23 protein-coding genes are annotated in these 26,254 nt (G+C 32.6%); 8 read left to right on the top strand and 15 right to left on the bottom strand.

The annotated features are described in order from the left end of the window. Positions 1 to 78 precede the first annotated feature (78 nt). On the bottom strand, positions 79 to 1,311 hold the full coding sequence (locus tag RYL55_RS02265) for an ABC transporter permease (protein ID WP_315006907.1): 1,233 nt from the start codon (positions 1,309 to 1,311) through the stop codon (positions 79 to 81). Next, positions 1,304 to 2,047 carry an ABC transporter ATP-binding protein gene (locus tag RYL55_RS02260; RefSeq protein ID WP_315006906.1) on the bottom strand — a complete coding sequence of 248 codons (744 nt, stop codon included), beginning with the start codon at positions 2,045 to 2,047 and terminating at the stop codon, positions 1,304 to 1,306. The genes RYL55_RS02265 and RYL55_RS02260 overlap by 8 nt, the downstream gene beginning before the upstream one ends. Before the next feature lie 155 nt (positions 2,048 to 2,202). Between RYL55_RS02260 and RYL55_RS02255 the strand changes: the two genes are divergently transcribed. From RYL55_RS02255 to RYL55_RS02225, 7 genes are all read left to right on the top strand, one after another. After that, positions 2,203 to 2,622, top strand: coding sequence for an HIT family protein (locus RYL55_RS02255; protein WP_315006904.1), 420 nt, complete (start codon positions 2,203 to 2,205; stop codon positions 2,620 to 2,622). Between the two features lie 33 nt (positions 2,623 to 2,655). Then, positions 2,656 to 3,000 (top strand): YtxH domain-containing protein, encoded by a 345-nt coding sequence (locus RYL55_RS02250; protein ID WP_315006902.1) that lies wholly within the window; start codon positions 2,656 to 2,658, stop codon positions 2,998 to 3,000. After that, positions 2,997 to 3,869 carry a Cof-type HAD-IIB family hydrolase gene (locus tag RYL55_RS02245; RefSeq protein WP_315006900.1) on the top strand — a complete coding sequence of 291 codons (873 nt, stop codon included), beginning with the start codon at positions 2,997 to 2,999 and terminating at the stop codon, positions 3,867 to 3,869. Before RYL55_RS02250 ends, RYL55_RS02245 begins: the two co-directional genes overlap by 4 nt. A gap of 67 nt (positions 3,870 to 3,936) precedes the next feature. Continuing rightward, a complete protein-coding gene (locus RYL55_RS02240; RefSeq protein ID WP_314112597.1) occupies positions 3,937 to 4,092 on the top strand; it encodes a YvrJ family protein in 156 nt (51 codons plus the stop codon). Positions 4,093 to 4,210: 118 nt separating this feature from the next. Next, entirely contained in the window at positions 4,211 to 5,650 is a 1,440-nt protein-coding gene (locus RYL55_RS02235) for an amino acid ABC transporter substrate-binding protein/permease (RefSeq protein WP_315006898.1), read from the top strand. Position 5,651: 1 nt separating this feature from the next. After that, positions 5,652 to 6,383, top strand: coding sequence for an amino acid ABC transporter ATP-binding protein (locus RYL55_RS02230; RefSeq protein WP_315006896.1), 732 nt, complete (start codon positions 5,652 to 5,654; stop codon positions 6,381 to 6,383). Positions 6,384 to 6,445: 62 nt separating this feature from the next. After that, entirely contained in the window at positions 6,446 to 7,087 is a 642-nt protein-coding gene (locus tag RYL55_RS02225; RefSeq protein ID WP_315006894.1) for an HD domain-containing protein, read from the top strand. A 481-nt stretch (positions 7,088 to 7,568) separates the two neighbouring features. Here RYL55_RS02225 and rho read toward each other — a convergent pair whose 3' ends face one another. Both rho and RYL55_RS02215 read right to left on the bottom strand, forming a co-directional pair. After that, positions 7,569 to 8,834: a transcription termination factor Rho gene (gene rho, locus RYL55_RS02220; protein WP_315006892.1), complete on the bottom strand. Its 1,266-nt coding sequence runs from the start codon at positions 8,832 to 8,834 to the stop codon at positions 7,569 to 7,571. Position 8,835: 1 nt separating this feature from the next. Continuing rightward, a complete protein-coding gene (locus RYL55_RS02215; RefSeq protein ID WP_315006908.1) occupies positions 8,836 to 10,098 on the bottom strand; it encodes a UDP-N-acetylglucosamine 1-carboxyvinyltransferase in 1,263 nt (420 codons plus the stop codon). Positions 10,099 to 10,259: 161 nt separating this feature from the next. Between RYL55_RS02215 and RYL55_RS02210 the strand changes: the two genes are divergently transcribed. Continuing rightward, entirely contained in the window at positions 10,260 to 11,255 is a 996-nt protein-coding gene (locus RYL55_RS02210) for a biotin--[acetyl-CoA-carboxylase] ligase (protein ID WP_315006890.1), read from the top strand. Positions 11,256 to 11,351: 96 nt separating this feature from the next. Here RYL55_RS02210 and RYL55_RS02205 read toward each other — a convergent pair whose 3' ends face one another. The 11 genes from RYL55_RS02205 to RYL55_RS02155 form a co-directional block, all read right to left on the bottom strand. Continuing rightward, positions 11,352 to 12,956 (bottom strand): ABC transporter ATP-binding protein, encoded by a 1,605-nt coding sequence (locus tag RYL55_RS02205; protein ID WP_315006888.1) that lies wholly within the window; start codon positions 12,954 to 12,956, stop codon positions 11,352 to 11,354. A gap of 409 nt (positions 12,957 to 13,365) precedes the next feature. Beyond that, the gene (pepF, locus tag RYL55_RS02200) at positions 13,366 to 15,171 is read right to left on the bottom strand and encodes an oligoendopeptidase F (RefSeq protein WP_315006886.1); all 1,806 of its coding nucleotides are present in this window, start codon (positions 15,169 to 15,171) and stop codon (positions 13,366 to 13,368) included. 43 nt (positions 15,172 to 15,214) lie between these two features. Continuing rightward, positions 15,215 to 16,288, bottom strand: coding sequence for a winged helix-turn-helix domain-containing protein (locus RYL55_RS02195; protein WP_315006885.1), 1,074 nt, complete (start codon positions 16,286 to 16,288; stop codon positions 15,215 to 15,217). Beyond that, complete coding sequence (locus tag RYL55_RS02190) at positions 16,278 to 17,555, bottom strand: MFS transporter (RefSeq protein WP_315006883.1); 1,278 nt, start codon at positions 17,553 to 17,555, stop codon at positions 16,278 to 16,280. The genes RYL55_RS02195 and RYL55_RS02190 overlap by 11 nt, the downstream gene beginning before the upstream one ends. A 127-nt stretch (positions 17,556 to 17,682) precedes the next feature. Continuing rightward, a complete protein-coding gene (locus tag RYL55_RS02185; protein ID WP_315006882.1) occupies positions 17,683 to 18,774 on the bottom strand; it encodes a hypothetical protein in 1,092 nt (363 codons plus the stop codon). Between the two features lie 148 nt (positions 18,775 to 18,922). Further along, positions 18,923 to 21,061, bottom strand: a complete 2,139-nt coding sequence (locus RYL55_RS02180; protein WP_315006881.1) for a PBP1A family penicillin-binding protein — start codon at positions 21,059 to 21,061, stop codon at positions 18,923 to 18,925. Between the two features lie 188 nt (positions 21,062 to 21,249). Beyond that, entirely contained in the window at positions 21,250 to 21,684 is a 435-nt protein-coding gene (locus tag RYL55_RS02175; protein ID WP_006702283.1) for a NusG domain II-containing protein, read from the bottom strand. 450 nt (positions 21,685 to 22,134) lie between these two features. Next, positions 22,135 to 23,043, bottom strand: coding sequence for an ABC transporter permease (locus RYL55_RS02170; RefSeq protein WP_314404670.1), 909 nt, complete (start codon positions 23,041 to 23,043; stop codon positions 22,135 to 22,137). A gap of 17 nt (positions 23,044 to 23,060) precedes the next feature. Then, positions 23,061 to 24,023 carry an oligopeptide ABC transporter permease gene (opp4B, locus tag RYL55_RS02165; protein WP_314113136.1) on the bottom strand — a complete coding sequence of 321 codons (963 nt, stop codon included), beginning with the start codon at positions 24,021 to 24,023 and terminating at the stop codon, positions 23,061 to 23,063. Positions 24,024 to 24,026: 3 nt separating this feature from the next. Beyond that, positions 24,027 to 24,974, bottom strand: a complete 948-nt coding sequence (locus tag RYL55_RS02160; protein ID WP_314113134.1) for an ATP-binding cassette domain-containing protein — start codon at positions 24,972 to 24,974, stop codon at positions 24,027 to 24,029. Further along, complete coding sequence (locus RYL55_RS02155; RefSeq protein ID WP_314113132.1) at positions 24,974 to 25,975, bottom strand: ABC transporter ATP-binding protein; 1,002 nt, start codon at positions 25,973 to 25,975, stop codon at positions 24,974 to 24,976. The genes RYL55_RS02160 and RYL55_RS02155 overlap by 1 nt, the downstream gene beginning before the upstream one ends. Positions 25,976 to 26,254: the final 279 nt, after the last annotated feature.

Genomic DNA, 26,254 nt, shown 5'->3' with positions numbered 1-26,254 from the left:
ACATTGGTTCTCTTTTTTTTATTCTTTTTTGTCACAAATGTATGATACCCTAACAATAGGTAAAATTCTATTTCTTTTTTAACGTCTTTTCTTTTTACGATTTAAACGTGGTTTTAAATACCCGTATAAGAAAGCAGCTGACAGCAGAGGATACCATACAAGTCCTGCCAATACAAAAATATTTTTTGAAACTAAAGCTGTTAATATGCTAATAATCACACTTGATCCAAGTACCAATTGTAAAACGACTCCAATAAAATCATCCATCATTTCCGTTGGTTCATATAAGGAATGAATATAAATCGAATGAGCTTTTGGATGTTGATATAAAGAAGCAAATTGGAAACAAATCACTACTATCATAATCGACTGAATTACCATTATCCAATACCAAATCGAACTAGCAAATGATAACAAAACTGTTACGATAATCATTTGAAGTAAAACCGTAGCATAATTGGAACTTCTTAAAGCTGTTCGAACTAATAAGTAACGATATGGGTGAATCCGATTCGGTGTTAGGTGTTTAACAAAAATATCTAATGATTGATTACGTTTAGCTTGATGTTTCTTTAAAAATGGTACATCTACAAATAAAGCAATCACTCGGAAAATTCTTTGTTGACGTGCTTGTTCGTTTTGAATCATTTCATTCCACTGAAAATGTACCGGTTTAGCAGACGCAAAACGATAAAGTCCAAATGCAAGAACTGCCAAGACTTGTGTCATCGATAAAGAAAACACTTTTGGAATAAAAGAAAGAATTCCAAATAAACAAATACTATTCACTAAATATAGTGCTACATTATAAAAAGAATTTTTCGGTAACTTTCCTTCAAAAATTGATTTTTGAATCATAAAATGGAATCCTTTTAGTGATAATAGCGTTACAAAAATATCTATGAATGGAATTGTTCCATTTCCATATGCTTGCATAAAAATTGGCAACACAAAAATTGTTGCAATACCATTCAACACTAATGGAAAAATCCAACTATAACGAATCGCACGTTTAAAATAAGGTTTAAAATCTTCACCAATGACACTTAAAAAGTGGACATCAGCCTCTTCCACATAAGTAGCAATTTCACCAAACAATGGAAAAACAGCTAATAATAAACTGATAAATAATATCAACGGCCATTCTAAAATACGAATCGTTTTTAACCAAGTTGAATATTGAAACAATAGAAAACCAAATAAGAAAAAAAACACAATCATAAAATGATCATTCATCATATATTTGGCATATTTCATTACTTTTTTCTGATAAGTCTTAAAACGACTTCCCCACAATTGTTCACTATTCATGATGATCACCTGTATTCATTGTTAATGCAAAATACACGTCTTCTAATGAAGTTTCATCAATTTGAACTTCTCCTTTAAGCGTTTCTAAATCTCCTTGTGCTTGAACCAATCCATCATGTAATACAATGAAACGATCACAATATTTTTCTGCAGTATCTAGCACATGCGTAGACATTAAGATTGCAGCACCTGATTCTTTTTTCTCTTTTAAAACATTTAATAATGTACGAATTCCTAATGGATCTAATCCTAAAAATGGTTCATCGACCACATATAACGGAACGTCTAACATTAAGGCACAAACAATGAGTACCTTTTGCTTCATTCCTTTAGAAAAATAAGCAGGGAACCAATCTAATTGTTTTGTTAAACGAAATTGCTCTACTAATTCCATCGCACGATGCATTGTTTCTGGCGTATCTTGTTGATACGCACGAGCTGTTAATTCGATATGCTCTCTAAAGGTTAATTCTTCATATAAAACAGGCGTCTCCGGAATCACTGCAATCAATTTTCGATAATCTCTGACACTTTCCTCAGCAGTATGCCCTTGAATCGAAATCTTCCCTGAAAATGGTTGAATATAATTTGTAATACATTTAATTGTTGTACTTTTTCCTGCCCCATTTAACCCAATGAGTCCACAAATTTCTCCTGATTGTACTTCAAAAGAAACTTCTTTAATGACAGGAACTTGAGTATAACCAGCTGTTATATGATCTACTTTTAATGTCATAACTTTCTCCAATCCTACACAATTTAGCATTATTATATCAAAAATTCAGTCTAGTTCCTAGAAACTTTCATTTAAAGAAAAAATGAATCGTTACATTGCATTCTACCAACTCTCGTGGTACGATTTGACTATAAACATCTAGGAGGTTTTTTATTATGTCAGATTGTATTTTTGATAAAATTATTTCTAAAGAAATTCCGGCACACATTGTCTACGAAGATGAAGTTGTGATTGCCTTTTTAGACTTAGGACAAGTAACACCTGGTCATACATTAGTCGTTCCAAAAAAACACGTAAAAGATATTTTTGAATATGATGAAGAATTAGCTGCAGCCGTATTTAGTAGAATTCCAAAAATCGCTCGTGCTTTAAAAGCAATGAACCCTGAAGTAAAAGGAGTTAATATTTTAAATAATAATGGAGAAGTTGCTTTCCAAAGTGTCTTCCACTCTCATATCCATTTAATTCCTCGTTACAAACACGAAGAAGGTTTTGGATTAAAATGGGAAACTCACGACTATTCTCACGAAGAATTAGCAAGTATCGCACAAAATATTGCTAAACATGTAAAATAATCAGTAAAAATATTTAAAACGGAGAAAAAACTTATGAATAAATTCGTAAAAGGATTACTTTTTGGAAGTATTGTCGGTGGAACAATTGCCTTACTCACAACAAAACAAAATGGTAAGAAAAACCGTGAACAATTATACGACAATATCGTAACATTATCCGAAGAGATATCCACTGTTAGTACAGGTGTCCCTGTTATTCAGCACGGTGTAAAACAACTACAATATTATGTTATCCCTCAAGTAAAAGAAATTTCTCAGGATATTATAGAAGATGTACAAAATTTCAAACATATGAGTCAACCTCGTATCAAAAGAATTCAAGCACATCTATCAACACTTCGCCAACATATAAAAGAAGCGAAAAAGGAGAATGTATGATTCGATTATTTGCCAGTGATATGGATGGGACAATTTTACAAGATCATTCTACAATTCATCCGGACAATATTAAAATGGTTCACTATTTACAGAAAAAGAATATTCCCTTTGTCATTTGCTCAGGAAGAGATTTCTATCAAGCTTCCCTTTGCTTAGAACCTGCAAATATTCAATGCCCCGTTATTGGATTAAATGGTGCTGTTATTTATCAAGAAGATGGTACAATTATAAAAGAAGTTACACTTTCTCATGAAGATACACGTAATCTTGTTCAAAAAATCGAATTGCATCATAACAATTGGGATATAATGACATCTAAAGGATTATTCTCCTTACATTTTAAAGAAAAATTTGCAAAAAAAGTGGCTACTTTTAAAGAAAATCATCCAGATCTTACTCCTGAAGAATTTGAAGCTGAACTTGATAAATTAAAAAAACTTTTTGATGCAACAGATGTTTCTAATATCGAGGAAGTTTTAGACGATCCAACGATTAAAATTTATAAAGTCTTAACTTCCAATTACGAAGCTGAAGATTCATTAATGAAAATTAAATCTTATGTCGAACAAAAACTTCCTAATTTAGTTGTTACTTCTTCTTTTAAAACAAATATTGAAGTAACTCATAAAGATGCTCAAAAAGGAATTGCTCTTTACTATTATGCGAATACTTTAGGAATTTCAATGAATGAAGTTTTTGCAATTGGTGATAATTCAAATGATGTTTCTATGTTAAAACTTGCTGGTTATAGTGTAGCAATGGGAAATGCTAATCAAGAAGCTATGGCCACTGCTAAATATCAAACAGACGATAACAAACATGGTGGAGTCGCCAAAGCGATTCAAAAGTGTTTAGAACAACAAAATTAACGCATTACCTCCTTTATGGGGGTAATTTTTTTATGGAATTTCCTTTTTTAATATAGGAGGTGATTTCATGGAAGCAGATATTTTACAACCACTCATTGCTTTAATTAGCAATGTGGGATTTCCTATTGCAATGAGTATTTATTTACTGCATCGAATGGAACAACGGTTAGATACCATGATTCAATTATTAAGTGATTTGAATCATCATTTAAAAAACGATTAGTCAGAGATACAGGTCTCATGTCAGAAAATGTAACATGACATGAGACCTGTTTTTTGTTTTTTTGTTAAGAGTCTAGTAAAATAGGCTCACATTAATATTTAACAATATGGAGGATCTTATGAATTTAAACATGAACATGAAGAAAAAGAGCTTCTGGATTAGCTTATTAGGAATATTATTCTTCCTTATCTCTACTCCAATCGAAGCTTCGACAAAAAAATATACCATTGCCACAGATACAACTTTTGCTCCATTTGAATTTCAAGATACTTCTGGAAATTATGTTGGAATTGATATGGATTTAATCAATAAAATTGCAAAAGAAGAAAATTTTGAAATTGAAATTAAAGCTCTTGGCTTTAATGCTGCCGTTCAAGCTTTAGAAGCTGGACAAGTAGATGCGGTTATTGCAGGAATGAGTATAACAGATGAAAGAAAACAAAAATTTGATTTCACAGATTCTTATTTTGATAGCGGTATTGGAATGGCAGTAAGTACTTCAAGTAATATTAGTACATACGAAGAACTTCGTGGAAAAAATGTAGCTGTTAAGATTGGGACACAAGGCGCAAGTTTTGCTTCTTCTATTAAAGAGCAATATGGTTTTACAATTTCAACATTTGAAGATTCAGCAAATATGTATCAAGATGTAGTCAGTGGAAATAGTGTTGCTACTTTTGAAGATTATCCAGTTTTAGGTTATGCAATTCGCAGCAATCACTTACCAATGACATTAACATCTTATAAAGAACAAGTAACTCAATATGGAGTTGCGGTATTAAAAAATCAAAATACTGAATTTATTGAAGCTTTTAATCGTGGCTTATCAACTCTAAAAGCAAATGGTGAATATGATAAAATTTTAAACAAATATATCGGAACAGATGATTCTACTACTGCCACTACTGAAGATACAAGCTTGTTAGGATTATTAAAAACAAATGCTCCAACTCTTTTAAGTGGATTATGGAATACCATTTGGATTACATTTGTTTCACTAGCAATTGCAACTATTATCGGTGTTCTTTTAGGATTAATGAGAACTAGTCGTATTTCTATTTTAGAAACAATTGCAACACTTTATATTGATTTTATGCGTGGTATTCCACTAATTGTTTTAACATTCTTTATTTATTTTGGGATTCCACAAGCATTTAATATTCGTTTAGATGCAACAGTTGCTGCTATTTCAACATTAGGATTAAATGCTGCGGCATATATTGCTGAAATAGTTCGTGGTGGTATTAATGCAATCGATAAAGGACAAAGCGAAGCTGCGATGAGTTTAGGATTACCATATTACAAATCAATGCAAAAAATTATTTTACCGCAAGCGATTCGTTTAATGGTTCCATCATTTATTAACCAATTTGTCATTACTTTAAAAGATACTTCAATTTTATCAATTATAGGACTTGTAGAATTAACACAAACTGGTAAAATAATTATTGCAAGAAACTTACAATCAAGTTCAATGTGGTTTATTGTTGGTATGATGTACTTAATCGTTATTACTCTATTAACAAAAATTTCAGCACGTTTAGAAAGGAAAGCATAAGATGGCAATTATCGAAGTAAAAGGCCTTAAAAAAAATTATGGTGAATTAGAAGTCTTAAAATCGATTGATTTAGAAATCGAAGAAGGACAAGTCGTTTGTATTATCGGTCCATCTGGATCTGGAAAATCAACATTTTTACGTTGCTTAAATCGTCTAGAAAAAACAACAGCAGGAAAAGTTATTGTTGATGGATATGATTTAACCGATAAAAATACAGATTTAAACTTTGTTCGTCAAGAAATCGGAATGGTATTCCAACACTTTAATTTATTTCCTCATTTAACAATTAAAGAAAATATTACATTAGCTCCTATTGAATTAGGACGTGAAACAAAAGAAGATGCAGACAAACACGCTTTAGAATTATTAGGAATGGTTGGACTTGAAGATAAAGCAGACGTTTATCCAAAAACATTATCTGGTGGTCAAAAACAACGTGTAGCCATTGCCCGTGCTTTAGCAATGAAGCCAAAAATGTTATTATTCGATGAACCAACTTCTGCTCTTGACCCTGAAATGGTTGGGGATGTATTAGAAGTAATGCAACAATTAGCAAAAGATGGGATGACAATGGTTGTGGTAACCCACGAAATGGGATTTGCCCGTGAAGTAAGTGACCGTGTAATCTTCATGGATGGCGGTTATCTTGTGGAAGATGGTACACCGGAACAAATCTTTAAAAATCCGCAACATAATCGTACACAAGACTTTTTAAACAAAGTGTTACATTAATCATTAAAGAAGACTTTTGGAATTCCAAAAGTCTTTTTATTCGATATGGGAAAGGAAAAAGAATGAACGAAAAAGAAATCATTATTGAGATTCAAAAAGAAATGAAAAAATTTTTTACCCAAGAAACTACTGGGCATGATTGGTATCATATTGAGAGAGTATGGAAAAATGCCCAAAAAATTGCTACACATTATCCTAAAGCTAATCCATTACAGATTGAATTAGCTGCACTACTTCACGATCGATATGATCATAAAATTGTTTCTAATGTAGAACAAGCCAAACTAGAAGTGAGAGATTTATTAGTACAACATGGATTAACCAAAGAGTTAATTGAAAAAATTCTCTATTCTATTGATGCAGTTGGCTTTCGTAATGGGAAAAATCCGATACAACCTATTACAATTGAGGACAAAATTGTTCAGGATGCGGATCGACTCGATGCTATTGGTGCAATTGCGATTGCTCGTACTTTTGTTTATTCAGGTGCACACCAACGTCCGATTTATACAGGAGAGACTCAAGAAGTATTAGAAAAAGCTCATGAACTTGAAGATACTGCCATTGGACATTTTTATGAAAAATTATTAACTTTATCTGACACTTTACATACTCCCGAAGCTCGTGAAATCGCAAAAGGGCGACATGAATTTATGAAAGAATATTTAACCCAATTTTTCGCAGAATGGGAAGGATTAAAGTGAAAGTTTTTACTCGTGAATAGAAATAAAAAATCATTTTTATTTCTATTCACTCTCTTTGATATGAGTGACGTATTTGTCTTTACTAATACTATAAAATTTGTTTTATAATCATGGAACTAATTCTCATATTTTGAACCTTCTTATCTACAGCACGTAAAAATATAAAATTTTTTTCTAATAGGATTGATACGAAACAATGAGAAAAACTTTACAAGTGAATAGAAACAGAAAAATTTTCATAGTAGCAGTAATAAAAGCCACAAGTTCAGTGGCTTTTATTACAAGGAAAAATTGAGACCCTAGGCTCAATTTTTAGCCATGAAACCGTAGGTTTGCTGGCGTCCGGCTACCATGAAAATTTTTCTGTTTCTATTCACTTTTCGTCCGTCCAAAAAAATAGACTTTTCCAAGTAGCATGAGATTGGCATTTACAAGCTAGTTCTGTCCTCTTGCTACTATAGAAAAGTCTTTCGAATAATTTTTACAATAATTCGGTACGCTTTATAAAGTCTTTATTACTCTTCGTTTCTCTTAATTGCTTCACAATTTGCTCGCTTGTTTCTAGTCCGTCACCCTTCATCGTATTTCGAACTTTCCAAACTGCTTCTAAAATATGAGAATCCAGTAAAATTTCCTCTTTACGAGTACCTGAACGTTTCACATCAATTGCTGGAAACACACGTCTTTCTGCTAATTCACGAGATAAATGCACTTCCGCATTCCCAGTTCCTTTAAACTCCTCATAAATCACATCATCCATACGGCTTCCCGTTTCAATTAAAGCCGTTGCTAAAATCGTTAAACTTCCACCATCTTCAATATTTCTAGCAGAACCAAAAAATCTCTTAGGACGATAAAAAGCAGCTGGGTCAATCCCACCACTTAATGTACGACCAGAAGGTGGAATCGTTAAATTATACGCACGTGCTAAACGTGTAATACTATCCAGTAATACAATCACATCACGACCATCTTCTACTAAACGCAATGCACGCTCTAACACTAATTCACTCACTTTAATATGGTGTTCCGGTGTTTGATCAAAAGTTGAAAATACAACTTCAGCATCTACTGTGCGCTCAATATCTGTTACTTCTTCTGGTCGTTCATCAATTAGTAAAATAATTAATTCCGCATTAGGATAGTTTGTTGTAATCCCATTTGCAATTTCTTTTAATAAACTTGTTTTACCAGCCTTCGGAGGTGCTACAATTAAGCCACGCTGTCCAAAACCAATTGGGCAAATTAAATCTAACATTCTTGAAGCAATTCTTCCTGTTGTTGTTTCTAATTGCATTTGTTTTTCAGGATAAAGTGGTGTTAATCCTGGAAAATGATCTCGTTCTTTTGCTTCTTCAGGGTCTTTCCCATTTACTGCACCAACTTGCATCAAGCCGTTAAACTTTTCCCCCGTACGTGGAGGACGGGCAGGACCTGATACTAAATCTCCATTTCTTAAGGCAAATTTACGAATTTGAGAAGAAGAAATATAAATATCTTCCTGGCTAGTAGAATAATTAATTGGACGTAAGAAACCATATCCTTCCGCATTATTAATATCCAATACCCCTTCTACTTGGAAAAAGCCAGTTGCTTCTTCTTGAGCTCTCATAATCGCTAGAGCTAATTCTTTTTTATTCATCTGCCCATAATAAGGGATTTTATAGTGCTTGGCAAAAGCATACATTTCTTTTAAAGTCTTTTGTTGCAAGACGGGTAAAGTTACTGTTTCAATTGTTTCTGACATCTTAATCCTCTTCAATCATTTGGATATCAGCTCCTAGTTGTTGTAAATTTTCAACAATATGAGAATACCCTCTTAAAATATGTTCAATATTACTAATTTTTGTTGTTCCTTTAGCCATTAAACCAGCAATGACTAATGCTGCACCAGCTCGTAAATCACTAGCTGCTACTTCACATCCTGTTAAAGCAGTTGGCCCCGTAATTGAAATAACATCATTTTCTACACGTCCTAATGCTCCCATACGATTTAATTCAGGAATATGATTGACACGTTTTGGATAAATCGTATCGATAATTTTAGCTTCTCCTGTGGCTTTCATTAATAATGGCGTAATCGGTTGTTGTAAATCTGTTGCAAAACCTGGATAAGGCAGAGTTTTAATACTCACTGCTTTCAATTCTTTAGATGGGAAAACATGAATATCTTCCTCACCAATCGTCATTTTTACGCCCATTTCTTCCATTTTTGCTAAAAATCCTTCAATATGTTCGAAGATTACATTTTTTACAGTAATTCCTTCACCCACTGCTGCTGCAATCGATAAATACGTTCCCGCTTCAATTCTATCTGGAATAATCGTATGACGGCATCCATGTAATGCTTCCACACCTTCAATACGAATCACACTTGTACCTGCACCTTTGATATTAGCGCCCATTTTATTTAATAAATTCACTACATCAATAATTTCTGGTTCTCTTGCAGCATTTTCAATAATTGTTTTACCTTTTGCTCGAACAGCTGCTAATAAAATATTAATCGTTGCTCCTACAGATACAACATCCATATAAATACGAGTTCCTGTTAATCCTTGTCCGTTCGTTGATAAATAAATGGCTCCCATTTCATTACGAACATCTACTCCTAATGCTTTAAATCCTTTAATATGTTGGTCAATCGGTCTAGGTCCTAAGAAACATCCTCCTGGAAGTCCAACAACTCCTTCACCAAATTTTGCAAGAGTCGCACCCATAAAATAATACGAAGCTCTCATACTTTGAATTTTTCCACTTGGCATTGGAATGGATAACATATTCGTTGGATCAATGGTCAATACTCCTTCTTCAAAAGTAGTATGAACATTAAAATCTTTCAAAATTTCAATTAATGCGGCTACATCTTGAATATCTGGAACACCTTCTAATACAACTGGTTCTGATGCTAAAATAGCAGCTGGAATTAAAGCTACTGTACTATTTTTAGCACCGCTAATGGTTACTTCTCCAGTTAGTGGTTTTCCTCCATTAATGACTAATTTTCTCATTGATTCAAATCCTCTCATAACATCTTCTCTTCCATTATACCATGCCTCAGTAAAAAGGCATACTTAAAACTACCTTTTTTAACTGTCAACCATCCTAAAAGATAGCGTTGACAACCGTATTTTTCATGTATAAAATCAGAAACATAAGGGGAGGGATTTTTATGACCACAAAAGAAGCGGTTTTACAATATCTTCGAGAACATATAGGAGAAGCAATCTCTGGAGAAAAAATGGCACTAGAACTAAACAAATCTAGAACTACCATTTGGAAGGCTATTCAGTCTTTAAAAAAGGAGGGATATACAATCGATTCTACTACTAATAAAGGATATACATTGTCAGAAAATAATGATGTTTTATCCGACAAAGAAATTTTACAAGAACTAATTAATCTACATCATCCTATTGAATGGCATATTCAAACAATGGAATGCACTACTTCAACAAATGATTTAGCAAAAAATTATGCGAATCAACACTCTACTACACCTGCAATTTTTATTAGTGAAGAACAAACTGCAGGAAGAGGTCGATTAGGAAGAGTATTCGTTTCACCTGCAAAAACTGGTTTATATATTAGTCTTTGCTTATTCCCAACTGCACCAATGGAAGATTTATCACTGATTACTTGTGCTACAGCAGTTGCCTACTTAGAAACGATTAAACAATTAACCGATAAATCTCTAGATATTAAATGGGTAAATGATTTATTTTATCGTGAAAAGAAAGTCGGTGGAATTCTGACAGAAGTAATTAGTGATTTTGAGTCTCAACAAGTTCAAGCACTCATTGTTGGAATCGGAATTAATTTAATTGACTCACCTCAATCATTCCCTGAAGAATTACACTCAATTGTTGGTAGTATTTTTTCTTCAAAAGAAGAATATAATGATTCTTCTTTCAATCGTAACCATTTTATTGCTCAATTTTTAGAAAAATGGATATTTTATTATCAAAATCTTTCTAAGAGAGAATTTATCTCTACTTATAAGGAACATTCAAATGTAATTGGTAAATTTGTGAATGTATTCGAAGGAAGCCAAACATATTCTGCATATGCAAAAGACATTGATGAAAATGGTCATCTTATTGTAGAAAAAGAAGATAGCAGTTTGCATACATTATCGTATGGTGAGGTTAGTATTCGTACGAAATAATTAATGAATATATAGGTTTATCGATAGTTATATAGAAAAAAGAAGTCTCGCAAAAGCGAAACTTCTTTTTTTCAACTTTTCTAAGAGTATTCTTCTTTAAATTCTATGAATATTCTGTTGATAATAATTAGTTTTCTTAAATTCAGAAAATTCCTTATATACAGTAATTGTTTTATTTTCTACTACAATATACATTGAATACTTTGGAAGGTTTTCTTCATGAAAAACATGAGTCGATAGCATCAAGAATTCAGTATGTTCCAATAAATAAGTTTCAATAGAACTTGACTGTTTAGTACTTAATCCTTGAAAAGGTTCATCTAAAAGTAGGCTATTTCCATGACTTAAAATCCTTGCTAAATTAATACGTTTTATTTGCCCGCCTGATAGATTTTTCCCTTGATAATCAATCATTTTTGGAAATTTATTATCAATTTCAAAAATATTATTCAATTCTTCTGAAACTAATTCATTAGAAAATAGAATATTAAAACTTAACGAGTCTTTAAAGATGAAATCTTTTTGATAGGCCATATTTAAATTTGAATTTTTAGGTTCAATAATATAATCTCCTTCATCTAAGGGTAAGTTCCCTTTAACCAGGTTTAATAAAATACTTTTACCGGCTCCACTTTCTCCTACCACCAGTACCTTATCTTTATTAGTTAAATCTAGTTGGATATCCTTCAAAATCAGATTTCCTCCAAGTGACACGTTACCCGACTTTATTGATATTTTTTCTACAGGCAAATACTTTTGCTGAGACTTAGTAATATCCTTTTGTAACACTTCCTCAACTTTTTCTCTAATAGTTTTTACCGAATTAAATTGATTATAAATATTAATCGCTAATTTTACGGGTGTGATAATTCTGTTTGAGGCAAAAAATACGGCAATTAAATTTGACAAACTTGTTTGCTGTGACATCACAAAATATCCCCCTATAACAAGTGGAAAAATATAACATAAAATAGATATACATCCAATTACAAGTATTGATAAAGATTGCATATTATTAAGCATCAAAAAAGATTTTTCTGTTTCTAATACTCTTGAAAAAAATCTTTTGATAAAGATAGTTTCAGTATGAAATTCTTTAATTTCTTCTGAAGATTCAATAGTTTCGTTTAGGGTTTCAGTATAGTCTTGATTTAAATTTGACCAATTCTTCGTTCTATCTGCTAAGACTTTTTTAAACAATACTGGTACTATAGATGGAATGAGAGAAAATGCTAAAAAGATAAATGCTAAAGCAGAATCTATAAAAAAACTATAAACAAAAGCTGTAAAGGCATAAAAAATATACAAATACATATCAAAAAAAGGGATAATATAATTTGTTTCTAATAATTTTAGATCGTTCATAAAAAAAGAAATGGTTTCTTTTTTTACTTCTGCTTCTGAGTAAGACCTCGAATCTTGCAACAAAAAGTTTTGCATAATTTTTTGCTTTATATATAGATTAGCATCAAAAACAAACTGATATTTCATACGGTTGTAAATGTAATTTGACAATAACACTATAGCATAAATCAGAAGAATACTAATAATTAATTTCATAAAATCTTGAGAATTATCTTGACTAGTTAAGTCAATTAAATTTTTAAACAACGAAGATATTAAAACTCCATCTAATGAAGCTAATATCATAATAAAAAATATAAGTACATATTTAGGGACATTCCATACTTTATATATCATGATTACCACCACACACTAATATAAATTGTTGTAAGCTATCTAACTTTTCTATTTTTTTATTGACTTAATCATAAGAAACATCTCCTATTTATAAACGTTTTCATGTCAATCATATCACTATTTTGAGTGATGTCAATGTATTATTTCTTAACAGTAACAAAAATGGCAGAAGCCAAACTATCGGCTCCTGCCATAAGGATTTATAACCTTTGCTACATCAGATAAGTCTTATTTTTTACGTTCTCTCATAAATTCCCGTCCAAGTAAAATGGACTTTCGCAGTAGCAAAAATGGAAGAAGCCAAGCTTGGCTTCTTCCATAAGGAAACTTTGAGACCCTAGGCTCAAAGTTTAGCAATGAGACTCGCACAAGCGAGGCTGCTTGCGTCCTTTGCTACCAAAGATAAGTCCTATTTTAACTCATCTGTCAATTCGTATAATTGATCCACTAATTTTCCTACATAAGCAATGGCTTCTTTTAGTGGTTGTTCTGTTGAAACATCACATCCAGCATGACGTGCTAAATCTTTTGCAGATAGGCTACCACCTAATGCTAATGTATCTTTCCAAACTTGCGCTTGAGAAGGATCTTCCTCAATCTTATTCGCAATTGCTGTACCAATTGTTAAACCAGCAGAATAAGTATATGGATATAATCCCATATAATAGTGAGGTTGACGCATCCAAGTTAGCTCTGCTCCTTCATTTACCACAAGACTATCTCCGAAGAACTCTTCCATTACTTCACGTTTTACTTTAGATAACACATCTGCATTTAACATTTCATTATTATCTACCATTTTGTAAATACGATCTTGGAATACTGCTTCTAAATAGTGAGTGACCATATTGTGGAAATAAGTACGACTAATCATGTTACTGATGACCCAACGTTTGAAACGAGCATCTGTACTATTTTTCAATAAATAATTTGAAACAATAACTTCGTTACATGTTGATGGAGCTTCTACAAAGTATAATGAACATTCATTATTAAACATTGTTAACTCTTCTCCAACACGTTTAAAGTGGTAGGCATGTCCTAATTCATGAGCTAATACGAATACTTCATTCATTTTTCCAGTCCATGATAATAAAATATAACTTGCTACTTTTGGAACAGTCGCACAGAATCCACCTGTACTCTTTCCAATATTTTGTGGGAAGTCAGTCCAACGTTTGTCGTAACTTTCATCAATCATTTCTTTATAATCTTCCCCTAAAATACCAAGAGCTTTCTTCAAATAATCTCTAGATTCTTCAATAGACATATCCACTTCAAAATCAGGATCTAAATTGATTTTACAATCTGCAAATTGCATATCTGCAACATTATGTTCTCTTGCTAATAAACGAATATACCGTTGGATGTGAGGCGCTAAATCTGTCATTAATGTACGAATTTGACGATCATATAATTCACGATCACCATCTTGTTTTTCTAATAAGTAGTCAATGACACTATCATACCCTCGCATTGTTGCAAGCAGTTTTTCTTTTTTAATCGTTGAAATATATTCATTTGCAACTGTATTTTTATAGCGATTTAATGTTTTATAGAAACTTTTTGCTGCATTACGACGAACTTCTGTACGATTATCCATTTCATGTAAGTTTTCATATAAAACAAAACTATTTTCAAACGTTTTCCCATCTGCTTCAAATGAATCAAATTCCATATCTTCATGTTTGGTTACTTCATATAATTGATAGAAACTAGGTAAACTTGACATATTTGATAAAACTTGTTCAGCATCTTTTGATAATGTATGAGCTTTAGCACGAATAATTTTTTCAATAAAGTAAGCTAAATCTGGACGTTTTTCTGCCACAAATTGGCGTAATAAACTTTCTTCTAGTCCTACGATTTCAGTATCATAGAAACTCATATTCAAAGCCCATGCACTAGCTACTTGTTCAAATAAAGTCGCATTTTCAACCACTGTATCATTGAAACGGTCAACAGTCATTGGCAATTCTGCGTAATGAGATAAACGATAAAATGTTTCATATAACGCTTCATATTCTGCAGTAGCTGCAGTTAATACTTCTAAATCCGCTAATTTACCTTCATATTTTTCTTTAAAGCTCTTTAATTGAGCTTCTGTTTCCTTTAATGTTGTACGATATGCTTCATCACTTGGATATAATAGACTCATATCCCAAGTAATGGATTGATCGACTTCACTACGTTTTACTAATTTTACATCACTCATCTGTATCCCTCCATACAATCTTTTGTATTATTATTATAGCATATTATTTTTCATTCTCTAGTGTATTTGCCATAAAACTATCTTCCATTAATCCATTCATCACTTCTGTAATCAATTCCGTATGAATTGCCTGCGTACAATCCTTCTTATTCCAACCGTGAACGACTAAATTAGATAAGACTAATTCATTAATATGATACGAAACCGTGGCAGAAGTAATACCCAATTGTTCTGCAATACCTTTCACACTCTTTGTACCCTTTGCAATTTCGCAAAAAATTTGATACCTTGTTTTATCTCCTAAATTTTTGAAAACATTAATTCGTTCTTGTTGTTTATCCAATCTTGTTTGGATGACATGTTGAATGACTTCTAATGATTTTGCCCCTAGTATTAAAATTTCAGAATCTTGGAAAAAGAAATCTGATAATAATAAGGTTGGAATGACTGCAATTTCATCTGAAGCCCAGTCAATTTCCTCAATCACTTTCGTTCCTGAAAATGCTTCTGCTAAAATCGTTGGGTGTTCTTGAATAGTCGTTTCAAATTCCTGATAAGATTTCTCTAAAATCGGTAAATATTCCGCATATACTTTCTCAAATATCGGCTTCAATATTTGATGCAAAGAAATAAAATCTTCTACAAACTTTTTAGGCTGCGACATAATCGTAAAATAATTCCAACGTACAGTATCATCAATCGGCAAATTTTTTAAGAAATCTAAAAAAGCAAATTGATTCCCTAATAATTCTGTAACTTTATCTTCGACACTCGCTTCCTCTTCATCTTGCTTCACAATAGTTGTCATCAATTGTTTCTTAATTTTTTCCTCATCCATCAAATGTAAAACTTCAGCATACTCTTCAAATGAATAATAGCGAAGTACATTTTTTACATTGACAAAAAACATTCGTAAAGCATCATCCTTATAGAAATAAAGAATATTATCTTTATAAGGTTCCAAAGGAACACTCATCTGTCTCATTTCTTCTACAATGACTTCTAATTGCTCTTCTAAAGGCGATGAAGGACGTTCCTCATCTCTATCCTTTTTCAATATTAATATTGGATACAGCAGCTGATTAACAAACTCCATTTGCTCTTGTTTAAATTGCATTTTCCCCCTCCTTACTAGAATCTTGATACATACGATTCGCTACTAATAAGAATACCACTAATCCCACAATCGAAACAACTAAACACACTGTAGCATTCGAAACATCTAATATCATTCCAAAAACTAACTGCCCAATTGGAACTGAAATCGTAGCTAACATCCCCATTGTTGTTCCAATTCTTCCTAAATATTCTTCTGGAACCATTTTAGCACCTAAAGTTGATAATTGAATATTAATATATGTTGCTAAAACAGAAACAAGGATAAATCCAACAAGAATACCAGCTAACGACATCCATTGATTCATTGAAAAAATATCACGAGCCATTGTTCCACACATAACCACAAATAATCCAACAACAAATCCACCCGTATATTTTAATAATAAGTGAACGGGTTCTTTACTATCTTTGATTAAACGATACGCAATGAGTGGAGAAATCATACTCACTACAGCTACAAATGACTGAAACATACTAAATTCTGTATTTGAAAATTCCAACGTCACCCTGATAAAGTAAGTAATCACAATACCAAAAATAGGAGACATTAAAAAATTAATAAATAACGCTAACAATACAATAATAATAAGATTTGGAATGTCGAACGCAATTTTAATGCCATCTTTGAAATCTGTCCAAAAACTATTTACAACAGATTGCTCATCATCCATTTGTTTTTGAACTTTACGCTCAGGAATTTTCATAAATTCATAACCAATCATTGTCAAAAATAAAATACTTCCTGAAATGAATAAAGAACCTGTAATAGAAAAAGTCGAATAAATAAATGCAGCTACAAATGGTGTAATAATATTTACAATTCCATTATCCACTTGCATCCAAGTATTCGCTAGAGCTAATTGACTTTCTTCAACAATTGCTGGCAAAACACTCATCATCGGACCCGATTGAAAAACTTCTACTAATTCTAAAATAATGACCAAAACATAAATCGCTACAAGAGATAAATTACTTGTTACATAAGTTCCCACTCCAAAAATCAATAACGTAATAACCGTCATCAGTGTTGTATAAACTAAACCTTTTTGTCGATCCACTCGATCTCCCCACACACCAGCAATTGGAGAAAATAGTATTCTAGGGAAGATAATAATCGAAAGAATACTAGCAAAGGCCGTTGCAGACCCTGTCTTATCTAATACATAGAGCGATAAAGCGTATTGAATAATATTACTTGCTGCTCCCGCAAATGTACTACTTAACCATAATTTTCTAAAATTTGCATTATTTAATATGATATCCATAAAATTTCAACCTCACTTTCTAAACAAATTAGATAGTTATCTAACTTTATTAGAATTTTACTACCTAGAAATAAAAAAGTCAACAAAAATTAGACTTTTATCTAACTTTTGTTGACGTTCAATATAATTACATTTCAGGATTCCATTTACCAGTTGAATCTACATAGTAACTTCCAATCCACGTATCACGAGCTAATGCCCCATTTTGCCCTAAATAGTATGAATCTTGCCAATAGTCACGAGCATATTTTCCATTACCATGTAAGTAGAACCAGTTTTGATAATTCGAATCATAGACCCATTCTCCACTAGCCATATAACCGCCAGCTTCTAAATAGTAGTCACCTTTCCACGTATTTTCAAGGTATTCTCCATTTTCATCTAAATAGAACCAACTTGAGTAATTTGCATCATAAATCCATTGAGAAATTACTTTTTCTCCATTTTTATAATACTGGCGATTTTCCCAACCATTTAATACTTTATTCGAGGTTGTAGCTTTAAAAGCTGTTCTAAAGCTACGATAATTTCCTTTTGAAGTAGAAATTTTTGAAGCTTCTCCACTCATTTCAACATTAACGGTAGCAGAACCATTTTTTCCTAAATAGTTTTCTTCAAGATTTGAATCAAATCCATTTGCTTTTAGCCACTCAGTATTTGTAAAAGCTTGTGCAGTAATAATTCCTTTTCCATCTTGTTGGAAAGCTACTAAAGCTGTATGAGTAAAATCTGGGCGAATTAAATTCCAATAATGTCCTGTTTGTTCCCCAACTTCTAATGGTTGGTTATTTACTTTCGATTTAACATAAGCAGCTTTTTCACCATAGAAATACTCAATTCCTTCCAGAACTCCAGAACGATTCCAAGCTAAGTTTTCACCATAACTACGGACATTATCTTTTACAATACTAAATGGATCACTTTCTCCATTCGGACGACTATGTGCTAATAATACTGAAGCTTCTACAGAACGAATTTCTGCAATTTTTTCTAAAGCAGTTGACCATTTAATGGGTACATAACGGTCTACTAACCCTTCCTCATACGCTTCTTTACGAATTTCATTAATACGATTAATAATCGCTTCTTTACTATCAGATACATATGTTCCACTTACAGCTGTTTCTTCAGCAAATGCTGTTGTATTCTGACTATACGTACTAACTGTAAAAAGTGTTAAAGCTGTGAGACAGCCAATAAATAGTTTTTTATATTTCATAGTTTTCCCCCTATTCAAACTTTGCAACTAGTATACACAAAAATAATGTCAATCTTGGACCAGTTATGTAACAATTTGATGTCATTTTAATATCATTACTTATTTATTAATTCTATCTACAAAACAGGCTCTTCGTTTCTATTGTATCCTATTGCCCTACTTTTTTCCACAATTGTCCTGTCCATTCTTGGACTTTTGACCATAATTGTTTACCAGTCTCCTCTACTTTTTGAATCAAGTCATCCACATTTAATGACGAATCTTTTTTCTCAGTAGTTACAGCAGGAGCGACTCCAAATGGTGTATTTTTTGGATATGTACTCAATAATCCATACATTTCTAATTGGAATAAAGGTCCCACTCCATGTGTACTTGATACAGCAAGAGAATATTTTGCAGAATCATCATATCCCATCCAAGTTGCAACAACCATATCCGGAGTATATCCGATCATCCACTGATCTCTAGCACCATCTTCTCCATTTACTGTTTCTGTTGTACCTGTTTTACCTGCAATCGTATATCCTGCTGGCGCAGCATTCGCTCCACCACCACCCGGTGCATACACCGTTAATAACATACTTGTCATTTTATCAGCTACTGTTTCACTCGTCACTTTATTTGTTTGAGGAGTTGTATTATCAACAATCACTGCACCCGTAGGATCTACAATTTTAGTCACAAATCTACCTTTTGCACGGACTCCTTTATTGGCAAAAGTTGTATAAGCAGATGCCATTTCCATTGGAGAAACTCCTTTTGTTAATCCCCCTAATGCAATGCCTAAATATTCGTCCTCTAGAACTGTTGAAATTCCAAATTGATGAACTTTTTCAATTCCTTTTTTCAAGCCTAATTGATCCAATAACCAAACTGCAGGAGCATTCCAACTCAAACTTAATGCTTCAGTCATTGTTACAGTTCCCTTATTTTGATGATTCCAATTTTCAGGAGTATATTTTTCTGGACCATACGAACGTTTTTCATCTATTAATGTTGAATTAGGTTCATATCCTTCTTCTAATGCAAGAGTATAGACTGCTAATGGTTTAAAAGTTGACCCAGGTTGAACTTTCATTTGTGTCGCACGATTAAATCCTCTAAACGTATGCTTCCCTGCTCCATCAATTCTTCCTCCAACGACAGCTAACACATTCCCCGTTTGTGGTTCCATTGCAATAGAAGCAGCTTGAGCTTTTGTCCCATCATCATAAGCAGGATATAATTGCGTATTTCCAAATGTTTCTTCCATATCTGCTTGTAATTTTTGATTTAAACCAGTATAAATGCGATACCCTTTATTAAATAAATCCTCTTCTTTAATCCCATATTGTTGAGTAATTTCATTAATCACTGCATCAAAATAATAAGGATAACGATATCTTGAATTGGCTACATAACTATCTACAAGAACAATATCTGATTCTGAAGCAATAGTAGCATCTTGCTCACTAATCTTGCCATTTGTCACCATTAATTGTAATACCGTAGCTCGTCTTTTAATGGTAGCATCATAATTATCAATAGGATTATAATAACTTGGCGCTTTTAAAGAACCTGCAAGTATGGCTGATTCACTAATAGATAAATCTGCAGCACTTTTCCCAAAATAACGTTGAGCAGCATTTTCAATCCCATATGCACCATTACCAAAATATGCATTATTTAAATACATCTCTAAAATTTGATCTTTTGTATAATGCTTTTCAATTTCAAAACTTAAAAATAACTCTTTTGCTTTTCTTAAAAATGTTTGATCTAATGTTAAAAAAGCATTTTTTGCTAATTGCTGTGTTAACGTACTACCCCCACCAACAATATTTCCACGATGAAGAATTAATCCAGCAAAAGCACGAACAATCCCAATCAGATCAAAACCTTTATGATCATAAAACCGTTTATCCTCTGTAGAGATGACTGCATCTTTCATTGAAGTGGAAATATTATCTATTGATACATATTCTGCTTTCGAGATATTTAAAGCACCTGCTTCTTTTAAATCCGCATCATAAATAACAGTTTCTTGGATCATCCCCGCTCTTAAACCACTCACATCAGCAGTCTTTGCTCCATATACTAAATAGGCTAAAAAGAAAGCTGTGAAAGTTAAAAAAATTGTGCAAAAAAGTTTTGTAATATAAAATTTCTTCCAAAATTTTCTGAATTTTTTTAACCAAGGATGATTCCATATTTTTTTATACCATTTATCTTTTGAACCAATTTCTTTCTCTATTTTGTCATGACGAGAAGGAATTTTCTGAGGTTCTAATGGTTGATTATCATTCATAAAATTCTCTCATTTCTTTAATTTCAATATAATATTATCGTAACATGAATAAATTTACCTGACAAATAATAGAACAAGATTTTACCATTTATTAAAGAACAAAAGGACTTCTCTTAGTAGAAAGCCATGAAGCCGTAGGTTTGCTGGCGTCCTATACTACTATACAGGGAAGTCAAATTCTGTTCCTCTTACAGGGGAATGATAGTATCCGTTTCTTCTGTAGGATCCTGTGTTGAAACAATCTCAATCATCAACCCATGTGGCAAACAAATACTCGTTTGCCCCACTCTTGAAATCCAACCCGTTTTAACGGCAATTTGATCAGGACTATTATCTTCCTTATCTCTAATTCTAGTCCCATCTACTTCAATAATATTATATTGATCATCACTTGGGAAATAAATAAATTCTTCTCTTGGAGTATCTTCTTTTAATTCAAAACGTTGAACTTCTTCACCATTAATTGTAACAACAGCATAAATCTTTGCTTCTTCAGTTGGAGTCGTCATCTGTTGTACTGCAAAAATTGCATTTGGTAAAAACGATAAAATAAATAAGGCAATTACAATAATAATGTCATAAGGTTTCACTAAATACTGATATTTCTTAAATTTCTCTTTCATAAATCCTCCATTAAAATTATTAGCCCTTCTATTTTACAAAAAAATACAAATTTACACAACCAAAAAGACAAAACAAAAAAGACTTCTCCATAGTAGCTGCCGTCCTTTACTACTATATAGAGAAGTCTAAATAGTTACGAACTCTCATAAATACCCAATAAAACAGAAAAGACTTCTTATAGCAGTATGCGTAACAGCAGCTACATTTTTGGCTACTGTTACTAGGAAGCTTGCGTCCAATACTACTATGAAAGAAGTCTAATTTATTACGCACTCTCCTAAAACTTCCGATAAAAAAGAAAAGACTTCTCATAGTAGTAAGCGTACAAGTAGCCTCTTTTGGCTACTTGTACTAGGAAACTTTGAGACCTTAGGCTCAAAGTTTAGGCATGAGACCGCAAGGGCTGCTGCCATCCTTTACTACTATACAGAGAAGTCTATTTATATTCCTTAACCTAGACGTTGACGAGCATCCGCTGCACGTTGGAATGCTTGTCCAATGTAGTTAATACATAACATCATTACTAAGATTAAAATTGTCGCAGGTAACCATACCCACATTTTGTTTTCAATAATATCTTGCGTTTTAGCTGCAGAAATCAACGTTCCTAAAGAAGGAGTTGTATATGGTAAACCGAAACCTAAATATGTTAAACCAGTTTCAATACCGATATTTCCTGCTAAACGTAAAATTAAGTTAACAATGATTAACGAACTAATGTTAGGTAAAATCTCGCGGAACATAATTTGTAAATCGCTTGAACCTAAAGTCTTAGACGCATTTACATAATCTAAACTAGCTTCTTGCAACGTACGAGTTCTGAATAAACGAGCAGAACCAACCCAGAAGAACAATGTCATAATTATGATAAAGTGGAATAATGTATAGTTTGGAATAACGGTTACGAAAACGATGATAATCATTAATGTTGGTAAAATCATAATAAAATCAACAATACGCATTAATGTAGTATCAACCCATTTACCATAGTAACCAGAAATCAAACCAACGATAATCCCGATAATACACGTTAAAATTGTAATCGTGAAACCAATTGTTACAGAGTTACGAGCTCCAATTACTAACATCGCAAATACATCACGACCACCTTCATCAGAGCCTAATAAAAATCCATTAACTCCTGGTGCTTTATAACGTTGTAAAATATTTACTTTCAAGGCAGTTGCTTCATTAATAAAGAACGGACCAATATAAATAAATAAGAAAATTAAAGTTAAGATAATTAATGCTGCAAGAGCAATTTTATCTTTTAAAAATTCTCGCACAATAACCTGGAACCCAGTAGGTGGGGTAGTTAAGGTGCTTTCTTTTGTTACATCTTTTTTATCTTGCGCCATTTGCTACTCCTCCTTTTCTATTGTACACGAACCCTAGGGTCTACAATACTCATAATAATATCAGATAATAATGTTCCTAATAGTGTTGCTGTACCAAATAGTAATAACAACGCTAAAATAACAGAATAGTCACGAGATGAAATTGAACTTACGAATAAGTTCCCCATTCCAGGATATGAGAAGATGTTTTCAATAAACACTGAACCACCGATTAAACCTGTGAATTCGTATCCTAAGAATGCAGCGATTGGTAAAATTGAGTTACGGAAAATGTGACGGTTAAATACCACTTTTTCAGGAACCCCTTTTGCACGAGCAGTACGAACATAGTCTTGACTCTTCGCATCAATTACCCCAGTTCTTAAATATTGAACTGTACCAGTTGTTGATAAAATCGCCATTGTTAATGCTGGTAATAATAAGTGGTGGAATCGATTAATTAAATAACCAACAGATCCTGGTGAAACACCTGAATCAACAGAACCACGAGTTGGGAACCAACCTAATGTATAACCGAATAACCATAATAGAATTAAGGCAAATACGAATGTTGGAATTGAATAAGTAATGAAGTTATAAACAACGATTAACTTATCAGCCCAAGAGTTTTGATAACGTCCTGCAACCATCCCTAGAGGAAGTGCAATTAAATACGTTAAAATTAATGTTAATAATGATAACCAAACTGTATTACCAATACGTTCACCAATTAATTTAGTAACGGCATATTTATACGTATAACTTTGTCCAAAATCTCCTTGGAAAGCTTTACCCATCCAACGAACATATTGGATATACCATGGATCATAGAAACCAGCTTTCACACGTAAAGCTTCAATAGTGTTTGGATCTGTTTCAGGAGTAATTAAACCTGTAAATGGATCTCCTGGCATCATTTTAGCAATCAAGAATGCTAGTAAACTTAAAATTAAGATTTGTGGCAACATTAAAAGCACACGACGTAATATAGTTTTCCACATAGTCTAGTTACCTCCCTTTGCTGATGGATTTAACGCAACATAATGCGTATCAGACAATTGTTGTAAATCGAATACACGACCTTTTTCGTCATAGTACATTGTTTGATTTTCTTGATAGAATTTCTCAGCTTCGATACGACGTTGTTTGTTCGCTTCACGGTTTACTGGGTCAATAACTGGAATAGCTGATAATAAACGTTTTGTATAAATATGTTGTGGATTTGCATAAATATCATTTGCTTTTCCTGTTTCAACAAAACGTCCACGATACATAATGAATAATTCATCACACATGTGTTTTACAACCCCAAGGTCATGAGAGATGAATAAATAACTTAAGTTAAACTCATCTTGAATACGTTTCATATAGTTTAATACTTGCGCTTGTACAGATAAGTCCAAGGCAGATACTGGTTCATCGGCAATAATTAAACGTGGATTACTTGCTAATGCACGAGCTACCCCAATACGTTGACGTTGTCCACCAGAGAATTGGTGAGGGTATTTTAATAATGCTTCTTCAGATAAACCAATAATTTCCATTAATTCAATAACTTTACGACGTTCTTCTTCTGGAGATAAACGGTCGAAGTTACGTAATGGCTCAGCCACGATATCTAAAATACGTTTTTTAGGATTAAAACTTGATAATGAATCTTGGAAAATCATTTGTACATTACGATTATAATCAGAAGTACGGCGACGAGCTTTATTTGTCACATCTTTCCCTTCATATAATACTTTACCACTTGTAACTGGTTCTAAACCGATAATTGATTTACCAATTGTTGATTTACCAGAACCTGATTCTCCTACAAGTCCATATGTTTTTCCTTCTTCAATTTCCAATGTAACGCCATCAACAGCATAAACGTGATCCGTTACTCGGTTAAAGAAGCCACTTCTAATTGGATAGTGAACTTTTAAATCTTCAATTCTTACAAAACCCATTATGCTTCCTCCCCTTCAAAATGGAAATTTTTATAACATGTACAACGAACAAAATGACCTTTGCCAACTTCGTGTAATGTTGGATTTTCTTCATGTTCTTCTGCAGAAATCCAAGGAATACGAGGAGCAAAACGGCATCCTGTACGTGGTAAACTTGGTAATGGAGGAACTGTACCTTCAATTACGTGTAACTCTTGTCCTTCAGAACCAGCTTGAGGAATTGATTGTAATAATGAACGAGTATATGGATGTTTTGGATTTGTAAATAATTCCTCAACAGGAGCAATCTCAACAAATTGTCCAGCATACATCACAGCTACACGGTCAGCAGTTTCCGCAACTACCCCAAGGTCGTGCGTAATTAAAATAATTCCTGATTGTGTTTCCGCTTGAATTTCATTTAATAAATCTAAGATTTGTGCTTGAATTGTTACGTCAAGCGCAGTTGTTGGTTCGTCAGCGATAATGATTGGTGGTTTACATGATAATGCAATCGCAATAACAACACGTTGACGCATCCCACCTGATAATTCATGTGGGTATTGTTTAAATGTACGTTGTGGATTTGGAATCCCTACTTGTGCCAATAATTCTAACACACGTTCTGTACGTTGTTTTTCATCTAAATCTGTATGATATAATAATGCTTCGTCAATTTGAGCACCAATTGTCATTAATGGGTTTAATGAAGCCAATGGATCTTGGAAAATCATTCCAATATCATTTCCACGAATTTTATTATATAAAGTTTCATTTAAATTTACTAAGTTAACATCATTATAAATAATGTCCCCTGTGATTTTTGTGTTTAATTTGTTATGCAAGCCCATAATTGTAGTTGCTAATGTAGATTTCCCACAACCAGATTCCCCTACAATTGCTAAAATTTCATTCTTTTCTAATGTTAATGAAACACCATCAACCGCATCATAAAAATCATCTTTAATACGAAATCCAACATGTAAATCGTTGATTTCTAATAATGGTTTATCGATAGCCAAATTCTATTCCTCCTTTGTCTGAATCGAAAGGTTCATTCCAACCTTCGTGTTTTATCATCTATGATTTCTAAAAATCAATAATGTCACTTGAACATTATTGATATTATACGTATTTTAAAACAAAAATGCAAATTGTATGACAATTCCATTTTTAAAATAACATATGATTATAATACCACGATTCTTTGAAAATTCCTATAATTTTCTACAGAATTTTTTAATAATTTCCTCATTTTTTACAAAAATTTTGTGATAATGAACTTTACCAATATAAAAAAG

It is taken from the genome of uncultured Granulicatella sp., assembly GCF_963515615.1.
In the GTDB taxonomy this organism is placed as follows: Bacteria; Bacillota; Bacilli; order Lactobacillales; family Aerococcaceae; genus Granulicatella.
Note: the sequence above shows the minus strand (reverse complement) of the source record. Positions and strands in the feature narration are given on the sequence as shown.